Origin of the sequence: Nocardia salmonicida NBRC 13393 (genome assembly GCF_001613085.1) — a bacterium.
Classification (GTDB): Bacteria; Actinomycetota; Actinomycetes; order Mycobacteriales; family Mycobacteriaceae; genus Nocardia; species Nocardia salmonicida.
Genome location: NZ_BDBR01000005.1, coordinates 305370 through 321394, shown reverse-complemented (window position 1 = coordinate 321394; position 16025 = coordinate 305370). Strand labels below are relative to the sequence as shown.

Below are 16025 nucleotides of genomic sequence, written 5' to 3'. Positions count from 1 at the left end.
CCTACTCGCCGCGCGGTAGGCGCACCACGAAGGTGGCGCCGCCGCCGGGAGTCGATTCGACGCGCACTGTGCCGCCGTGCGCCGCGACGAGTGCTGCCACGATGGAAAGACCCAGCCCGCTGCCGCTGGTGTGTACGCGGCGGGTGCGGGAGGTGTCGGCTCGGTAGAAGCGTTCGAAGACGTGGTCGGCTTCCTCGGCGGAGAGCCCGGGGCCGGTGTCGACGACCTCGAGCTGGACCTCGTCGGTGGCGGGGGTCAGGCGGACGGTGATCGAGGTGCCGTCGGGGGTGTGAGTGCGGGCGTTGCCGAGGAGATTGGTGAGGACCTGGCGGAGGCGGTGTTCGTCGCCGAGGATCTCCAGGGTGCCAGTGCCTTCGGCGATCTCGAGAGTGATCGGGCGGTGTTGTCCTTCGGCGGCTTCGACCGCGCGGGCGCTGTGGACGGCGTCGCCCGCCATCGCCAGTAGATCCACCGGGCCGAGTTCGACGGGGCGTTGGGCGTCGAGGCGGGCCAGCATGAGCAGGTCTTCGACCAGCAGCCCCATGCGTTGGGCCTCGTGCTCGATGCGGTTCATGAACATCGCCGGATCGGTGGTCGCCCCCTGGCGGTACAGCTCGGCGAAGCCGCGGATCGTGGTGAGGGGCGTGCGTAGTTCATGGCTGGCGTCGGCGACGAAACGGCGCATCTTCGCCTCGGATTCGCGCGCGGCGGTTTCGGAGGCCTCGGTGGCCGCGAAAGCCTGCTGGATCTGGGTCAGCATGCTGTTCAGCGAACGGGACAGTCGGTCCACCTCGGTGACATTGCCGTGCACCGGGATTCGATGATGCAGCTCGCCGCCCGCGATCGCCGCCGCCGTCGCTTCGACCCGGTGCAGCGGGCGCAGGCTGCCGCGCACCACGAAATAGGCCGCGATGGCCAAGGCGATCAGCACGATGGCGCCGACGATCAATTGCAGCACAACGAGGTTGCGTAGCGTCTCGAGGTTCTCGGCCAGCGGCCACGCGACCGTCGCCGTCGCACGATGGCCGTTGACCGTGAGCACTCGCCACTGGTCGCCCGAGTCGTCCAACGAGCCGACCGTGACCGGCTGTAGCGCGGGAGGGTCGGGGAGGTCGGGCTCGGCATTCGTGCCGAAGACATTGTCGAGGCGTACGTTTCGGGTGCCATCGGTGCTCTCGGCCGTCACGAAGTAACGCCCGGGCGGCTGCCCGGACTCCGAGGAGGGCGGGGGCAGGTTGGGCGCGGGCAGCCCCACCCGCCGCTCCCATTCCATCGCCGCGTCCTGCAACTGCTGGTCGGTGCGGTTCTGCAGCGAGGTCTCCATCGCCTTGGTGACCACGAAACTCGAAGCGACCAAACCGAATCCGGCCAGCGCGACCAGCATCAGCACCAGCGTCACCCGCAGGGGGAGTCTGCTCACCGCTTCGGCTCACGCATCACATAGCCGACCCCACGCAGCGTGTGGATCAATCGCTGCTCGCCGGTGTCGACCTTCTTGCGCAGATACGACACATAGGTCTCCACCACGCCGACTTCACCACCGAAGTCGTAGCGCCACACGTGATCCAGGATCCGCGGTTTGCTCAGCACGCTTCCCGCGTTCACCATGAAATAGCGCAACAGCGTGAATTCGGTGGGGGACAACGCAACCGGCTCGCCGTCCTTCCACACCTCGTGCGTGTCGTCGTCGAGTTCGATATCGGCGAAGCGCAACCGGGTGCTCGCCCGCTCGGGCTCGGCGTGGCCGGCGCGACGCAGGATCACCCGCAGCCGCGCCACCACTTCCTCCAGGCTGAACGGCTTGGTGACGTAGTCGTCGGCGCCGAGGGTGAGCCCGGTGATCTTGTCGTCGACCTCGTCGCGCGCGGTCAGGAACAGCACCGGTGCGTCGATCCCGTCGGCGCGCAGCCGGCGCAGCAGACCGAAGCCGTCCATGCCGGGCATCATCACGTCGACGATCAGCGCCTGCGGCCGGAACGTGCGCGCACGATCCAGCGCCTCGGCGCCGTCGGCCGCCGTCGCCACCTCGAACCCCTGGTAGCGCAGGCTCACCGCCAGCAGCTCGACGATCATCGGTTCGTCGTCGACGACGAGCACCCGCGCCTCGGGCACATCAGGCACACCACTCATGCCCCTAATGCTCCACCACCCCGCTGGGAAGTGGCTGGACCGACGCTGTGAGGTCGCTGTGTGCCCACTGGCCGACGCGGGGCGTACCTCAGCGTTGGTCGGCCGGGTAGGTCTGCTCGTCGCTCATCAGGGCCGAACCGGCGATATTGCTGTGCGACAGCGCGTCGAGGAACGCGCGCGCCCAGCGTTCGACGTCGTGGGTCAGCACCTGACGGCGCAGCGACCGCATCCGGCGGCGCTTGGTATCGCGATCGTCGTCGAGTGCGCCGATGATCGCGTCCTTCACGCTGTCCAGGTCGTGCGGGTTGCACAGGTAGGACTGGCGCAGCTCCGCCGCGGCGCCGGTGAACTCGCTCAGCACCAGGGCGCCGTTGAGGTCGCTGTGGCAGGCCACGTACTCCTTCGCGACCAGGTTCATGCCGTCACGCAGGGGCGTCACCAGCATGGCGTCGGCGGCGATGAAGAAGGCGATCAGTTCGTCGCGGGGGATCGGGCGGTGCAGATAGTGCACGACCGGGTAGCCGACGCGGGCGAATTCACCGTTGATCCGGCCCACCTGGCGCTCGATGTCGCCGCGCATCTTGATGTAGCTCTGCACGCGTTCGCGGCTGGGGGTGGCCAGCTGCACCATCACCGTCTCGGTCGGGTCGACGCGGCCCTCTTCGAGGAGCTCCTGCAGCGCGTTGAGCCGGATGTCGATGCCCTTGGTGTAGTCGAGGCGGTCGACGCCGAGCATGATGTTCTTGGGATTGCCCAGCTCGGCCCGGATCTGCGCGGCCCGCTCCCGCACCGACCGACGGCGGGAGGACTCGTCGAGTTCGGCGGAATCGATCGAGATGGGGAACGCGCCCACCCGGACCGTGCGGAAACCGACCTGCACGACACCCAGTTTCGAGCGAACGCCGATGGTGCCACGGGAAGTGGGCTGACCGGCCAGTCTGCGGGCCAGGTAGAGGAAGTTCTGTGCCCCGCCCGGCAGGTGGAAACCGATCAGGTCGGCGCCCAGCAGGCCCTCGACGATCTCGGTGCGCCACGGCATCTGCATGAACAGCTCGACCGGCGGGAACGGGATGTGCAGGAAGAAGCCGATGGTCAGATCGGGGCGAAGCATGCGCAGCATCTTGGGCACCAACTGCAGCTGGTAGTCCTGCACCCAGACTGTCGCGCCCTCGGCGGCCACCTTCGCGGTCTCCTCGGCGAAACGCCGGTTGACCTCGACATAGGCCGCCCACCAAGCCCTGTCGTACACCGGGCGCACGATCACATCGTGATAGAGCGGCCACAGCGTGCCGTTGGAGAACCCCTCGTAGTAGTCCTCCACCTCCTGCGCCGTGAGCGGCACCGGATACAGCTCGAGCCCGTCTTCGATGATCGGTTCGACCTCGACATCGGGCACGCCTGCCCAGCCGACCCAGGCGCCTTTGTTGCTGCGCAGCACCGGTTCCAGCGCGGTTACCAGCCCACCGGGGCTGCGCTTCCATCTGGTGGTGCCGTCGGGCAGGCGCTCGAGGTCGACCGGAAGCCGGTTGGCGACGACAACGAATCCCGAACCCGCGCCGGTCGGCGCGAGGGGTTCACTGTTTTCGGACGGACGGTCATTGGACGGTTGATCGATCATTTGGTCCACTCACGCATCCTTATGCGTCGCAGGGGTGCGCTGTGTCAGGCGGGGGCGATGCCGAGCATGGACAGCAGCATGCGGCACTCGTCGGCGTCTTCGGCGTGTGCCGCGACGACCTTCTGTGCCTGGCGGGCAGTTTCGTCGGCAAGCGGCTCGAGTTCGTCGTCGGCGATGTCGTTGGCGGTGCTCTTCGCGGCCATAATGGGTTCGTCCTCCCGGTTTCCCTGCGCTCTACCTGCGAGTGATCAATACTATCGGGCGCCGGCGCACGGCCGATGAAGTAGCGACGCGTAACACCCCGCCCCGGTGCCGTGTCGTGGCGGTCCCGTTACCGTGGGGTAGCACACGATCAACCCCGCAGAGAGGTTTGTTTCATGCCACTGGCCACGGTGAACGGCATCGCACTGAATTATCAGGTCAAGGGCGACCGTACCAAGGGCACGGACGTCAAGGGCGGTGGTCCGCTGGTGGTGTTGATCATGGGGACCGGGTCGCCTGGGCGCGTGTGGGAGCTACATCAGGTTCCCGCGCTGGTCGCGGCGGGTTATCGGGTCTGTGTGTTCGACAACCGGGGGATCGCGCCGACTTTCGAGGCCGCGGGCGGAATGCGGATCGAGGAGTTGGTGGCCGACACCGCCGCGCTGATCGAGTTCCTCGACGAGGGTCCCGCGCTGATCGCGGGGACCTCGATGGGCGCGCGGGTGGCGCAGGAGCTGGCGCTGGCCCGGCCCGATCTGGTTCGCAAGGCTGTGTTCATGGCCGGTCACGGCAGGCTTGATCAGTTCCAGAAGACGCTGTCGGCCGGTGAGCAGGAGCTCGACGCGTCGGCCGTGAAGCTGCCCGCGAAGTTCGAGGCGGCCTTGAGCGCGGTGATGAATCTGTCACCGGCGACGATGGCCGACACCAACGCGGCGCGCGACTGGCTCGACCTGTTCGAGTTCTCCGTGGGGGCCCCTTCGCCCGGTGTCCGGGCGCAGCGGGCCATGGACCACGAATTCGACCGAGTCGCCGCCTACCGTTCGATTACGGTGCCCTGCTTGGCAATTGGGTTCGCCGATGATCGGATGATTCCGCCGTACCTGTCGCGTGAGGTGGCCGAGGCTATTCCCGGCGCCCGCTACCAGGAGATCCCGGATACGGGTCATTACGGGTACCTGGAGCGTCCCGAGGCGGTCAACAAGATCTTGCTCGATTTCTTCGCCGCATGAGACTCTGACCGGAACAGCATCGGGTAACTCCCTACCAGTAACGTATGCCTTGCTAGGGTCGACACAACGCTCGTGGCTTAGCGGCCGCGCAGTGATCCTGTACACAGCGCCAGTATCCAGTGAGGTGAAATGAGCACCAACCCCTTCGACGACGAGGACGGCCGCTTCTTCGTTCTGGTCAACGATGAAGAGCAGCACTCCCTGTGGCCCGCGTTTGCGGAGGTCCCGGCGGGCTGGCGTGTCGTGTTCGGCGAAGAAAGCCGGGCAGCGTGCGTCGAGTACGTCGAGAAGAACTGGACCGACATGCGGCCCAAGAGCCTGCGTGATGCGATGGCCGCCGACGACGCAGCTCGCGCCCAGTCCTGATCTCCTCCGCCACCGCGTGACACCCATCCGGTGTCACGCGGTCGGCGTGCGCGGCTATGATGGTCGCCGCAGTACCCGCCTCCTTAGCTCAGTGGTAGAGCACCGCTCTTGTAAAGCGAAGGTCGTCAGTTCAATCCTGACAGGGGGCTCACTTTTGATGAAGGCTCCGACCCAGGTCGGGGCCTTTTTTCATGCCCGGGGTGAGAAAGTTGCAGCAATCTCGGTGTGAGTTGTCGTATTCGGGTTCGGTCGTTCGTGGTGTGAGTAGAGGCAGCCGATCGGCGGCCACCGACGAAGGGAGATCGTCATGACTCAGTACCTGCTTTCCGTTGTTGTCGACCCGAGTGCCTACGACATTCCACAGGAGGAGGCGCAGCCGCAGTACGACGCGACGGGGAGGTTCAACGACGAGCTCCAGGCCGAAGGAGTGTGGGTGTTCGCGGGTGGCCTCGGGCGGGTCGACGAGGCGACCACGGTGGACAACACCGGAGCTGACGTGATTGTCACCGACGGGCCGTATGCCGAGACCAAGGAATGCCTCGGCGGGTTCTGGGTCGTGGAGGTACCCGACCTCGATGCCGCGCTGAAGATCGCCGCAAGGGCGTCGAAGGTCTGCGAGCAGAAGATCGAGATCAGGACGTTCGACGGCGCATGAGCGACGACACTCGCGCGCGGATCGATCGGATCTATCGCGAGGAGTACGGCCGGGTGGTCGCCTCGCTCGCTCGCCGTTTCGGCGATCTCGACATCGCCGAGGACGCCGCGGGCGAGGCGCTGCTCACAGCCATCGAACGGTGGCCGGTCGACGGCATACCGCCCAACCCGGGCGGCTGGCTCACGAAGACCGCGGGCAACCGCGCGATCGACCGGATCCGCCGTGAATCATTGCGCGACGCGAAACACCAGGCAGCCATGATCATCGACGATCACACACCGCACGAACCGACCGGACCGGTCAACGACGATCGCCTCCGGCTCGTCTTCACTTGTTGCCATCCGGCATTGGCGCCGGAGGCGCGAGTCGCGCTGACATTACGCCTGCTCGGCGGGCTGACGGTCGGCGAGATCGCTCGTGCGTTCCTTGTTGCCGAAACGACTATGGCGCAACGTATCACCCGCGCCAAAGCCAAGATCAAAGCCGCGCACATCCCGTTCCGAGTGCCCGATCGCGATGACGTCACCGATCGGCTCGGCGGGGTGCTGGCTGTCATCTATTTGGTCTTCAACGAGGGATATCTGGCCGGCGCGCAATCGATTCGGACCGACTTGATGGCCGAGGCCATTCGGCTCGGTCGCATCATGCGAGATCTACTGCCCGACGACGGCGAGGTTGCCGGGTTGCTCGCGCTGATGTTGCTCATCGATGCGCGCAGTGCGGCGCGCATCGCGGGCGGCGAACTGGTGACGCTCGACGAGCAGGACCGCGGTGGCTGGGACCACGTCCTCATCGCCGAGGGGCACGCTCTCGTGCGCGAATGCCTGCGTCGCGTCGCCGCCGGCGGGGCTCGGCCCGGCCGCTATCAGCTCATGGCGGCGATCAACGCGGTCCACACCGACGCGGCCGACTCCCGCGATACCGACTGGAACCAGATCGTCGCCCTCTACGACCAACTCTATGCCGTGACCCCGACTGCGATAGTCGCCCTCAACCGAGCCGTCGCCATCGCTGAACTCGACGGGCCGAATGTAGCTCTGGCACAAATTGATTCACTGCCGCTCGACGGGTACCACGCTTGGCACGCCGCGCGCGCCGATCTGCTTCGCAGGTTGGGGCGCGGCGCCGAGGCGAAGTCCGCCTACGACGCCGCGATCGCCGCCACGCAGAACCCGGCGGAGCGCGCGTACCTGACCAGGAGGCGCGAGCATCTCGTGTAGAAGGGGGACGCTTGGTCAGCGCGGTCCGTTCGTGTTGAGATAGAGGACAGGGCCGTCGCCGAACCTGCCCTGCTCGTTCATCGCCAGCAGTGCCGCCATGGCCTTGGCGGTGTAGACGGGTTCGAGGTTCAGGTGCTCGCGGTCGGCTGACAAGGTCTGGGCGCGTTCGCCTTCCGCTGTGGGGTGGCCGTAGCCGCTGCCGAGCCAGTCGGTGACGATGTCGATGTCCTCGACTCGCGGTTCGAGATCGGACAGGTCCGCGCCTCGCTTGCGCAGCAGTTGCGTGGTACGGCGGGCGAGCCGGGTGATCGTCGCTGGATCCAACCGCAGCGTGTCGTTGACTACGACACCGACTGCTCGGGTCGTCAAGCCCGCCATCCGCAAACCGAGCTGCAGCCCCGCGATCGTGCCGCCGGATCCGACGGCGGTCACGATGTGGGTGGGCTCGGGTAGCTCGCCGCGGTGTATTTGCCCGGCCAGTTCGAGCGCGGCCTCGACGTATCCGAGGACGCCGACCGGCGAGGATCCGCCAGGTGGCAGGTAGTAGGGCAGATGCCGCCCGCTGGTGTGCCGGGCGAACAGCATCGGCGCGGTGAGGATGGTCCGCGTCTTCGAACGCGTGAAATAGAGCGTGGCGCCGCTGTTCTCGAGCCGGCTCAGCTGTGCGCGGACGTGCTCGTCCACCGGCTGGTCGACGAGGGCGAGAACGGTGCCGAGTCCGTGGTCGCGTCCGTACAGGGCGACGGCAAGTCCCCAGTTCGTACCCACTCCGCCGACGGTCAGGATGGTCCGGGAGCCGCGCCGGTGCGCGTCGGGGAGAATCCATTCCAGCTTGCGGACTTTGTTGCCACCCCACCCGCCGTCACCGAACGCGCAGTCGTCCTTGAGCCAGACCGGCGCGCCACCGGTCGGCAGCGCATCGAGCCGACGGACCGGTGTCGGGCCGGAGCTCAGTCCGATATGCGGCAGGGTTTCGCGTAGGTGCGGAAAGCGTTGGTGCAGAAGCGGAGTGTTCATCAGCTGCCGTTCGTCAGGACAATGTCGTGGAACTGGTCGCCGATCCGTGAACGCGGCACGTTTCCCTCCTCGGATTCGGTGCTGCCCAACTCTCGCAACCCTTGTCGCGAAAGTCGAACAACTTGCCGAAACCGCACTGAACGCCACAAGCGCCCGCTACGCGATGATCCGGCCGGCAGCGGTCTGCGCCGGAGCCCTGCATGGTCCGGCCCGCGGACAGGCCGGAGATACCGATCAGCGCCGCCGAAAGAACTTCGCCGAGACCTGTCGTATTCGACCGGTCCTGTTCGTGGAACTGAGGAGAGGCGGCAACAGGCTGCCCACACCACACAGGAGTTCGACATGACCACTTCCGCTTACGCCGCGCCCACCATCCGCAGCAGCTCCGCCTTCTGGCGTCCGGCCGCACTGGCGGCCGTCGTCGCCGCGGCCGCGACAACGGCCGTAGCCGCCGTCGCGCACGCCGCCGGCGTGTCCCTCGCAATCGAAGGCGAACAGATCCCCCTCGCCGGATTCACCCAGCTCACCTTGATCTTCGCCGCGATCGGCATCCTCTTCGCCGCCGCCCTGCGCAAGTGGGCCCGAAACCCTCGCACGGTGTTCGTGCGCACCACGATCACCCTGACCGCGCTGTCGCTCGTCCCCGACCTGATCGTGAACGCAGCCGCCGACACCAAGCTCACTCTGATGCTCACCCACCTTGTGGCCGCCGCGATCGTGATCCCGACGGTCGCCGCTCGGCTCGCTCACCAGGTCTCGCCTGAATGATGGAGTCGCCGCTGTCCGGATGCGATGACGGAGGTGATCGTGTACAGACGCCCCGTGGCTGTACACGATTTACCTGTCGATTCAGCGAGTGGTGTTGTCTACCAGACTGATTGGCGAGTGGTGGCGGTTGCTTGGTCGACCAGACGTTGGAGGTCGGCTTCGATTCTGTCGGCGGTGGCTGGGGTGGCTTCTATTCGTTCGCGTTCGTGGATGAGGTAGCGGCCGTCGTTGGTGTAGTCGACCAGTTGGAGGGTGGTGCCGCCTTCTTGCCAGCCGTCCAGGGCTGGGCCGGTGGCTACGCGGAATTCGGCGTAGGTGGTGAAGGGGCGTTTGAGGAATTTGAGGGCTTGTTCGGCAGGGGTGCGGTGGCGGGCGTAGGGGTCGGGGGTGGTGGTGAAGTCGTCGCGGTGGACGTTGAAGCCGCCGGTGGTGCCCGCGGGGGTTTTCGGGAGGATGGCCAGCAGGCGGGCGGTGATGGCGTGGGCGGGGCGCAGGGAGATCAGGATGTTGCCGCCCTGGCCGTATTCGGGGCCGGGAAGTTGGGCGGCGACTACGCCGTTGCCTGCCTCGGTGGTGGCGCAGGCGCGGACCATGCGGGTGCGGCCGTCCAGCCGGTGGCCGAACAGTTCGATGCGGATTTCAGGGTGCGCGAGGGCGTGTAGGGCGTGGTAGAGGGATTCGTCGGTGCCCATTTTGGCGATCAGCGCGTCCGCGGCGCGACGGCATTCCAGGTCGAATTCGACCTGGGTTTCGACGCCCGCGGTGAACGTGAGGGGCCAGGGCATGCGGTCGCGGCCGAGCGTTTCCCAGGCGACCCAGAACTCGAACGGGGTCAGCTCCCAGGTGTCGGTCATGCGTCGCCGCCGATCACCGGCGGAACGTGCAGGCGTTCGGGGCCGAGCAGTTCTTCGTGAATGCCGCGCAGGTAGTCAGGGGCCTGGTGCTCGTTCTCGTCGTCCTTGCCGCCGCCGCGTGCGCCGGGCGCGCCCATTCCGCCCATGCCGGATGTGCCTGCGCGGCCCGAGGATGCGCCGGAACCCGCGCCCGCTCCCGCGCCTGCGCCTGCGCCCTGCTTCTGCCCGGCGGTGCCGGGGACAGCCGCGCCGGGGGTGCCTGCACCTGCTCCAGCTCCCGCGCCCGCACCTGCTCCACCGCCGGAGCCGAGTCCGCCCGGGGACGTGCCCGGGGTGGTGCCAGACGGGGTAGTCGCGGTGGGGGTTTCCGGAGTTGTAGTGGCGGCGGTGGTCTCGTCGCCAGTGGTGTCGTCAGTGGTCTGGTCGTCGGTGGTGTCGTCGTCACCGGGGTCGGTGGTGGTGGGGGTTTCCGGCTCCGTGGTGGAGGGGGTGGTGTCGTCGGTGCTCGGCTTGGTGGTGGTGCCGGTGGGTTTGTCGGTGGTGGTGCCGGTCGGCTTGTCCTTGGAGGTGTCGCCGGTTGGCTTGTCGGACTGGGGTTTTGCCGGCGTGGGGACCTTCGGGACCTGGGTGTCCGACTGTTTCGCGACCGGCGCGTAGACGGTCTCCATCACCTGGCGAGCTGCGGCTTGGGCAGCATCGGCGCGGCCTGCGCTGGTGCTGTCCATGAGGCCGGAAACTGCGGTACCGCTGCCGGGCACGATCGAAGATGCGAGCGCAGAAAAGACTGCGCCACCTACGGTGCTGCTCTGTTTGTCGGACTCGTGCGGTACCGAGTACTTCACCTGATTGAAGCCGGAATAGGCCTCTTCCATCTTGTTGCCGATCAGGGAGGCGGCTTGGTCGACCTTGTGGACTTCGGCGAGATAGCTTTTGGTGCTTGCCAGCGCTTGGCTCGCTGCGCTGCCCGACCAGCCCCGTTCCATTTCCTTCTGAATATTGTCGTGAAAGGCAGTGGCTTTCGTCGTGGTGTCGGTCGCCAATTGTCGCCAGGCTTGAACGCTGGTGCTCATCGTAGCGGGGTCGATCGACTCGACGAATTTCATGATTTCCGAATGGCTCATGATGGAGAACGGTTCCAGGATGTGTCGTACAACCTCTGGCGTAAACTCGCCGGAAAAACCGGTAGCGAGGCTGGAATTCTCAGCGTAGATCCGAGCTCGTTCGCGGTCGCCGGCATCTTGGGCGTCCAGTTCGGACTGTGTGGCAGAGATATCGGAATCGAATAGCGAGCTGATTCGGTCGGTAATTCTGGATGAACTGGTTGCTGTGTACGCAATGCTGCCCAATTTGCCCATGAAATCTGAGAAACTCATTGATCCCCCCGGATTCAGTCTATTTTGTTGGTCTGCTGTTTGATGGCGAGCTGGGTGGCCTCGTCGCAGTTCTTGTATGCGGCACCGGCTTTGCGGTACATGTCTGCCATGTTGGTGAGAATTTCGATGTGCTTGGCGGCGGCATCTGTGTATGAGCCAGAGCCTTCGCCGCCCTCGGCCAGGTCGACAAATTTTTTTCCGAGTGCCTTAGCTGAGTTCAGCGTACCAAAAGAATCGACGACGACCATTCGTCCGGTGCGCCCGGCGAGAGATTGTAGATCGGCTATATAATCGTCACACCATTTTGCGCAGCGCTCGGCGGTGTCGTACTCGATAATGAGACGACCCGCTGCCGCATCGCCAGTCAAACTCTGAAACTCTGTAGCCAATTCATTCGATGCCATCGTAGATCTCCTGGGTATTCGCTGTCGGTCCTATTTGGGCAGAACTTCCAGGAAGTTCGGTGTGGCATTGTTTGCCAACATGCAGGGGTCCGTCGATGACTTATTGTCGATAAATTTTGCCGCCGTCACTGTCACACGACCCTTGCTGGTATCGAAGGCAATCTCGCACTGATTCGGCGGTGTTCGCGTACCGAGGAGATACTGCACTGCCGCCCTGTCGCCGACCTTGATGTCTTGAAAGTCGTGGAAGTAATCGTTCGCCCGAATTTCTTGGAGCGTGTGAGTTGTCGAGCTGAGGTAGATGAAGTGGCCATCTCCGCGCCAGCCGCAGCCCTTCCACTCCTTACGCGGTACCGAGAACGGGTTATCATCCTTCGACGACGGGTTCAGACCCGCCGCCAGCAACACACTGTCCGGCACCGTGCACGGATCGAACAGCTGCTCCTTGGTCAGCGGAGTCCCACTGGCCTCGGGCTGCCCTTCGACCGCTGTAGAACATCCGGCGAGCGCCAGCACAGCGCACACTCCGGCGGCAAAGCCAACCAGTCGCATCGTCTCTCCTCTTTCGCGCACAACAACCACTCGCTGTCTTAGACGCACGCCCGGTCGTTTCGGTTCCATCCAGGGCAAAAATCAGGCGGGGACGTTGGCTCCGTAGCCGAGGTCGCGGAGGGCGGCCTTGATCTTGGTCTGGGCCTCGTCGAGGGATTCGGGGGTGGGGTCGGTGTTGGCGCCGGAGATGTCGAAGTCGCCCATGGTGAAGGCCGGGAAGACGTGGGTGTGCAGGTGGGGGACCTCGAGGCCGGCGATGAGCAGGCCCGCGCGGGGGGCGTCGAAGGCGGCGCGGACGGCCTGGCCGATCTTCTGGGCGAGGGTTGCCATTCTGGCCATCACGGCGGGATCCACGTCTTGCCACTGGTCGATCTCCGCGCGCGGCACGATGAGGGTGTGGCCCTGGGTGACGGGGGCGATGGTGAGGAAAGCGACGAACTCGTCGTCCTCCCAGACGAAACGGCCGGGGATCTGACCTGCGATGATCGCGCTGAAGACGGATGCCATACGGGTGAGCGTAGCTAGACCGAGACGAAATGCGACAGGATGCCCTGCACCTCGTAGATGTCGACCTGGCGGTTGAATCGCTGCTTGACCGGCTCGTTGTCGCTGCCGATCCAGATGTAGAGCTCGGCGTCGAGGTCGAAGGTGCCCGCGGTCTCGACGGAGAAGTGGCTGATCGAGCGGTAGGGGATGCTGTGGTAGCTGACCTTGCGGCCGGTGACGCCCTGCTTGTCGACCATGACCAGGCGGCGGTTGGTGAACAGCATCGCGTCGCGGACCAGGATGAACGCGGCGTACACCTGTTCGCCTTGGCCGAACAGCTTCGCGTACTCCTGCTGGGCGGCGGCCGGATCTATGCGACCGGCATTGCCCATCATCCCGTCGAGCAGTCCCATGGTTTTCCCCCGTTTCGGTGGTGGCTGCCGCGCCACCCCTGGTTCCATTGTGGCGCAGGTGAAGCCGGGCCGCGAGATGGTTGCGCTGCGCCGACGCGGGAATCGGTGAATGCCCAGCGTGGTCGGCCCTATCGCGGAGACCCAGGACGGCGCGACTAATCTATGGCGGTGCGCGTACTCGTCATCGGTTCCGGAGCCCGTGAACATGCCCTCGTCCTGGCGCTGCGCCGGGATCCGTCCGTGACGGCGGTGATCGCCGCCCCGGGAAATCCCGGTATCGGCCAGCAGGCCGAGTTACGCCCGGTCGATCCCTGCTCCGGCGAAGCCGTTGCCGCGCTGGCCGCCGAGGTGGCCGCTGATCTGGTGGTGATCGGTCCCGAGGTGCCGTTGGTGCTCGGCGTCGCCGATGTCGTGCGCGCGGCCGGGTTCCCGGTATTCGGTCCATCGGCCGACGCGGCCCGGATCGAAGGGTCGAAGGCCTTCGCGAAAGATGTGATGGCGGTGGCCGGGGTGCGGACCGCGCACAGCGAGATCGTCGACAGCCCGGCCGAGCTGGACGCGGCGCTCGACCGTTTCGGCCCGACCTGGGTGGTCAAGGACGACGGGCTCGCCGCGGGCAAGGGCGTGGTGGTGACCGCCGACCGGTTCGCGGCCCGCGATCACGGTGCCGAACTGCTCGAGCAGGGCCATCCGGTGCTGCTGGAGTCGTTCCTCGACGGGCCGGAGGTGTCGCTGTTCTGCCTGGTCGACGGCGAAACCGTGATTCCGCTGCTGCCCGCGCAGGACCACAAGCGCGTCGGCGACGGCGATTCCGGCCCGAACACCGGCGGCATGGGCGCCTACACACCGCTGCCGTGGCTGCCGGCGGAGACGCTCACCGAGATCATCGACGACGTGGTGAAGCCGGTCGCCGCCGAGCTCGTCGCGCGCGGCAGTTCGTTCTCCGGCCTGCTGTACGCGGGTCTGGCGATCGGCACGAACGGCCCCGCCGTCGTCGAATTCAATTGCCGCTTCGGCGATCCCGAGACCCAGGCGGTGCTGGCGCTGCTGGACAGCCCGTTCGCCGAACTCCTGCACGCCACCGCGACCGGGCGGCTGGCCGAGGTCGAGGCACCGCGCTGGAAGGATGGTTCCGCGATCACCGTCGTGCTCGCCGCCGAGAACTACCCGGCGCGGCCGCGCACCGGCGATGTGATCACCGGCGCCGACGACGGCGCGCTGGAGGGCGAAACGCTGGTGCTGCACGCCGGTACGGATCAGCGCGAGGACAAGGCGCTGGTGTCTGCGGGTGGTCGTGTGCTGAATGTGGTCGGGGTCGGTGCGGATCTCGCGCAGGCGCGGGAGCGGGCCTATGCGCGGCTCGCCGGGATCAAGCTCACCGGCAGCCATTTCCGGACCGATATCGGTGCGACCGAAGTTGTTGTACCGGAACGCAACAGCGTCGCCGGGTAAGACACGCGATCGGTGATCAGCGGTAAGACCGCTGATCACCACCGAGCGAGGCGTTGGCTAGCTCACGGTGAGGTCGACGATGTCGGCGCCGGGGGCATTCGTCTGAATTGAGGCGATGCCCTTCTTGGCGCCGTCTTTGCTTTCGTAGCCCTGACTTTCGAGGACGATTTCGCCGTTACCGGCCTTCAGGTGGAAACGGAACTTTCCCGCCTTGTCCTTGAATACCTCGAACTTGCCTGCCATGGTTGCCTCGCTTCATTCGGAGGGAAACACTCGACAGGTTTCACATTAACGTTCCCGTGATATCGGTGGTCTCGACGCGATGTCAATCGAGACGCAATCCATGCAGTGCGAGCCAGGCCTGTGGATCCACATGTTGACCGTTCTGGACGATCTCGAAATGCAGGTGCGGCCCGGTGGAATCGCCGCGATTGCCGATGCGCGCGATCTGCATTCCGGCGGGGACGCGTTCGCCCTGGGAGACGAAGAAGTCGTACATGTGGCCGTAGATGCTGATGGTGCCGTCGTCGTGGCGGATCCGGACCCACAGGCCGAAACCCTGCGCGGGTCCCGCTTCCACCACGGTGCCGTCGGCGACGGCGTAGATGGGGCTGCCGATGGGGCCCGCGATGTCGATGCCGCGGTGCATGGTGCCCCAGCGGGAGCCGAAGCCGGAGGTGAACGCGCCCTTCGCGGGCAGGCTGAACCCGCCGACGGACGGGGTCGATCCGGGCACCATCACACCGGGGACCACCGGTGCGCGCTGGCCCATCCAGTCCTGCCATTCACCTGACGCGGCGGCCGCCGCCTCCGCCTTGGCGCGTTCGAGGGTGGCACGGGCCGCCGCGGCGACCACATACGCCTCGCGGCGCTTCTCACCTGCGGCGATGGCGTCCAGCATCGGGGTCACCGACTGCGGGTTGGGCAGCAGCTGCGGGGGATAGGCGATAGCCACGTGCAGCGCTTCGCCCGGTGCGAGCGGCCGCTCGTCGACGGCGCCGCCGAACTGTCCGTCGGCCGCCACGAACACCGCGACCGCGAGCACCCCGGCGATGAGCACGCGTCGTTCGAGCAGCACCTGACGCACCCGTTCGCGACTCGGCCTACGCGCCCACATCCCCTCGGCCTGCGCCTTGGGTCGCCGCCAGAAGACCTTGCGCACCTCGCCGCTACGAAGCTCGCCCGCGATCTCACCGACCAGCGGATACCGCGCGGCCCACTCGGTCATCCGATCGCGCGCGGCAACCTTGGTCGGCAGTTGTTCGCGCCAATTCGCCGGCAGAATACGGCCGTTGACGCTGACGGGTCGACGGCGAAACGGCTCGTGGTCGCCGGTCGTTTCGATGTCGTCGACCGCCGCTGCCTCGTCCCCGATATCCGTGCCGACAGCGGAGGCGGATTCCGCGCGCTCGTCATCCGCGCGGGTGCCTTCGCCTACGTTCCGCGCCGTCCCTGTCCGCTTCATCTCGCCCCCGCGCCCCGGCCCCGACGTGACCGCTGGGGTCG

Annotated in this window: 19 protein-coding genes and 1 tRNA gene; 7 read left to right on the top strand and 13 right to left on the bottom strand. The window is 66.3% G+C overall.

All coding sequences use genetic code 11. The annotated features are described in order from the left end of the window. Position 1 precedes the first annotated feature (1 nt). The 4 genes from NS1_RS07105 to NS1_RS40750 all read right to left on the bottom strand — a co-directional run bounded on the left by NS1_RS07105 (position 2) and on the right by NS1_RS40750 (position 3951). Positions 2-1384 carry a sensor histidine kinase gene (locus NS1_RS07105; protein WP_062982880.1) on the bottom strand — a complete coding sequence of 461 codons (1383 nt, stop codon included), beginning with the start codon at positions 1382-1384 and terminating at the stop codon, positions 2-4. Positions 1385-1416: 32 nt separating this feature from the next. Beyond that, positions 1417-2130 (bottom strand): response regulator transcription factor, encoded by a 714-nt coding sequence (locus tag NS1_RS07100; protein WP_062982711.1) that lies wholly within the window; start codon positions 2128-2130, stop codon positions 1417-1419. Between the two features lie 88 nt (positions 2131-2218). Then, positions 2219-3748 carry an alpha,alpha-trehalose-phosphate synthase (UDP-forming) gene (locus NS1_RS07095; protein WP_062982709.1) on the bottom strand — a complete coding sequence of 510 codons (1530 nt, stop codon included), beginning with the start codon at positions 3746-3748 and terminating at the stop codon, positions 2219-2221. A 44-nt stretch (positions 3749-3792) separates the two neighbouring features. Further along, complete coding sequence (locus NS1_RS40750; RefSeq protein ID WP_165610244.1) at positions 3793-3951, bottom strand: hypothetical protein; 159 nt, start codon at positions 3949-3951, stop codon at positions 3793-3795. A gap of 174 nt (positions 3952-4125) precedes the next feature. Here NS1_RS40750 and NS1_RS07090 point away from each other — a divergent pair, with 174 nt between their 5' ends. The 5 genes from NS1_RS07090 (at position 4126) to NS1_RS07070 (ending at position 7200) form a co-directional block, all read left to right on the top strand. Continuing rightward, entirely contained in the window at positions 4126-4959 is an 834-nt protein-coding gene (locus NS1_RS07090; protein WP_056818821.1) for an alpha/beta fold hydrolase, read from the top strand. A gap of 129 nt (positions 4960-5088) precedes the next feature. Further along, on the top strand, positions 5089-5325 hold the full coding sequence (locus tag NS1_RS07085; RefSeq protein WP_022565839.1) for an MbtH family protein: 237 nt from the start codon (positions 5089-5091) through the stop codon (positions 5323-5325). 77 nt (positions 5326-5402) lie between these two features. Further along, positions 5403-5474 (top strand) — tRNA-Thr (locus tag NS1_RS07080). Between the two features lie 158 nt (positions 5475-5632). Next, positions 5633-5980 carry a YciI family protein gene (locus tag NS1_RS07075; RefSeq protein ID WP_056818818.1) on the top strand — a complete coding sequence of 116 codons (348 nt, stop codon included), beginning with the start codon at positions 5633-5635 and terminating at the stop codon, positions 5978-5980. Further along, positions 5977-7200, top strand: coding sequence for an RNA polymerase sigma factor (locus NS1_RS07070; protein ID WP_062982707.1), 1224 nt, complete (start codon positions 5977-5979; stop codon positions 7198-7200). Before NS1_RS07075 ends, NS1_RS07070 begins: the two co-directional genes overlap by 4 nt. Before the next feature lie 15 nt (positions 7201-7215). On the opposite strand, the gene NS1_RS07065 is transcribed toward NS1_RS07070, so the two are convergent. Further along, entirely contained in the window at positions 7216-8217 is a 1002-nt protein-coding gene (locus tag NS1_RS07065; RefSeq protein ID WP_062982705.1) for a 1-aminocyclopropane-1-carboxylate deaminase/D-cysteine desulfhydrase, read from the bottom strand. Positions 8218-8559: 342 nt separating this feature from the next. On the opposite strand from NS1_RS07065, the gene NS1_RS07060 reads away from it, so the two are divergent. Then, a complete protein-coding gene (locus NS1_RS07060) occupies positions 8560-8985 on the top strand; it encodes a DUF6069 family protein (RefSeq protein WP_062982704.1) in 426 nt (141 codons plus the stop codon). A gap of 98 nt (positions 8986-9083) precedes the next feature. Here the strand turns inward: NS1_RS07060 and NS1_RS07055 are convergent, their stop codons facing one another. From NS1_RS07055 to NS1_RS07030, 6 genes are all read right to left on the bottom strand, one after another. Continuing rightward, the gene (locus NS1_RS07055) at positions 9084-9839 is read right to left on the bottom strand and encodes an ESX secretion-associated protein EspG (RefSeq protein WP_062982703.1); all 756 of its coding nucleotides are present in this window, start codon (positions 9837-9839) and stop codon (positions 9084-9086) included. Further along, a complete protein-coding gene (locus NS1_RS39905; RefSeq protein WP_169812753.1) occupies positions 9836-11194 on the bottom strand; it encodes a PPE domain-containing protein in 1359 nt (452 codons plus the stop codon). Before NS1_RS39905 ends, NS1_RS07055 begins: the two co-directional genes overlap by 4 nt. A 32-nt stretch (positions 11195-11226) precedes the next feature. Further along, positions 11227-11616 (bottom strand): hypothetical protein, encoded by a 390-nt coding sequence (locus tag NS1_RS39900; RefSeq protein WP_157125120.1) that lies wholly within the window; start codon positions 11614-11616, stop codon positions 11227-11229. A gap of 30 nt (positions 11617-11646) precedes the next feature. Then, the gene (locus tag NS1_RS07040; protein WP_169812752.1) at positions 11647-12168 is read right to left on the bottom strand and encodes a DUF3558 domain-containing protein; all 522 of its coding nucleotides are present in this window, start codon (positions 12166-12168) and stop codon (positions 11647-11649) included. A gap of 81 nt (positions 12169-12249) precedes the next feature. Continuing rightward, positions 12250-12675 carry an HIT family protein gene (locus NS1_RS07035; RefSeq protein ID WP_062982696.1) on the bottom strand — a complete coding sequence of 142 codons (426 nt, stop codon included), beginning with the start codon at positions 12673-12675 and terminating at the stop codon, positions 12250-12252. Positions 12676-12689: 14 nt separating this feature from the next. Then, the gene (locus tag NS1_RS07030; RefSeq protein WP_056818801.1) at positions 12690-13067 is read right to left on the bottom strand and encodes a PH domain-containing protein; all 378 of its coding nucleotides are present in this window, start codon (positions 13065-13067) and stop codon (positions 12690-12692) included. Between the two features lie 168 nt (positions 13068-13235). On the opposite strand from NS1_RS07030, the gene purD reads away from it, so the two are divergent. Then, positions 13236-14519: a phosphoribosylamine--glycine ligase gene (purD, locus tag NS1_RS07025; RefSeq protein WP_062982878.1), complete on the top strand. Its 1284-nt coding sequence runs from the start codon at positions 13236-13238 to the stop codon at positions 14517-14519. A gap of 57 nt (positions 14520-14576) precedes the next feature. Here the strand turns inward: purD and NS1_RS07020 are convergent, their stop codons facing one another. After that, on the bottom strand, positions 14577-14762 hold the full coding sequence (locus NS1_RS07020) for a YegP family protein (protein ID WP_062982694.1): 186 nt from the start codon (positions 14760-14762) through the stop codon (positions 14577-14579). A gap of 82 nt (positions 14763-14844) precedes the next feature. After that, a complete protein-coding gene (locus tag NS1_RS41535; RefSeq protein WP_084503565.1) occupies positions 14845-15984 on the bottom strand; it encodes a M23 family metallopeptidase in 1140 nt (379 codons plus the stop codon). Between the last annotated feature and the right edge of the window lie 41 nt (positions 15985-16025).

Excerpts from the sequence above, each read along its gene's own strand:
- NS1_RS07105 (WP_062982880.1), bottom strand. The coding sequence starts at position 1,384 with ATGCTGGTCGCGCTGGCCGGATTCGGTTTGGTCGCTTCGAGTTTCGTG.
- NS1_RS07100 (WP_062982711.1), bottom strand. The coding sequence starts at position 2,130 with ATGAGTGGTGTGCCTGATGTGCCCGAGGCGCGGGTGCTCGTCGTCGAC.
- NS1_RS07095 (WP_062982709.1), bottom strand. The coding sequence starts at position 3,748 with ATGATCGATCAACCGTCCAATGACCGTCCGTCCGAAAACAGTGAACCC.
- NS1_RS40750 (WP_165610244.1), bottom strand. The coding sequence starts at position 3,951 with ATGGCCGCGAAGAGCACCGCCAACGACATCGCCGACGACGAACTCGAG.
- NS1_RS07090 (WP_056818821.1), top strand. The coding sequence starts at position 4,126 with ATGCCACTGGCCACGGTGAACGGCATCGCACTGAATTATCAGGTCAAG.
- NS1_RS07085 (WP_022565839.1), top strand. The coding sequence starts at position 5,089 with ATGAGCACCAACCCCTTCGACGACGAGGACGGCCGCTTCTTCGTTCTG.
- NS1_RS07075 (WP_056818818.1), top strand. The coding sequence starts at position 5,633 with ATGACTCAGTACCTGCTTTCCGTTGTTGTCGACCCGAGTGCCTACGAC.
- NS1_RS07070 (WP_062982707.1), top strand. The coding sequence starts at position 5,977 with ATGAGCGACGACACTCGCGCGCGGATCGATCGGATCTATCGCGAGGAG.
- NS1_RS07065 (WP_062982705.1), bottom strand. The coding sequence starts at position 8,217 with ATGAACACTCCGCTTCTGCACCAACGCTTTCCGCACCTACGCGAAACC.
- NS1_RS07060 (WP_062982704.1), top strand. The coding sequence starts at position 8,560 with ATGACCACTTCCGCTTACGCCGCGCCCACCATCCGCAGCAGCTCCGCC.
- NS1_RS07055 (WP_062982703.1), bottom strand. The coding sequence starts at position 9,839 with ATGACCGACACCTGGGAGCTGACCCCGTTCGAGTTCTGGGTCGCCTGG.
- NS1_RS39905 (WP_169812753.1), bottom strand. The coding sequence starts at position 11,194 with ATGGGCAAATTGGGCAGCATTGCGTACACAGCAACCAGTTCATCCAGA.
- NS1_RS39900 (WP_157125120.1), bottom strand. The coding sequence starts at position 11,616 with ATGGCATCGAATGAATTGGCTACAGAGTTTCAGAGTTTGACTGGCGAT.
- NS1_RS07040 (WP_169812752.1), bottom strand. The coding sequence starts at position 12,168 with ATGCGACTGGTTGGCTTTGCCGCCGGAGTGTGCGCTGTGCTGGCGCTC.
- NS1_RS07035 (WP_062982696.1), bottom strand. The coding sequence starts at position 12,675 with ATGGCATCCGTCTTCAGCGCGATCATCGCAGGTCAGATCCCCGGCCGT.
- NS1_RS07030 (WP_056818801.1), bottom strand. The coding sequence starts at position 13,067 with ATGGGACTGCTCGACGGGATGATGGGCAATGCCGGTCGCATAGATCCG.
- NS1_RS07020 (WP_062982694.1), bottom strand. The coding sequence starts at position 14,762 with ATGGCAGGCAAGTTCGAGGTATTCAAGGACAAGGCGGGAAAGTTCCGT.
- NS1_RS41535 (WP_084503565.1), bottom strand. The coding sequence starts at position 15,984 with ATGAAGCGGACAGGGACGGCGCGGAACGTAGGCGAAGGCACCCGCGCG.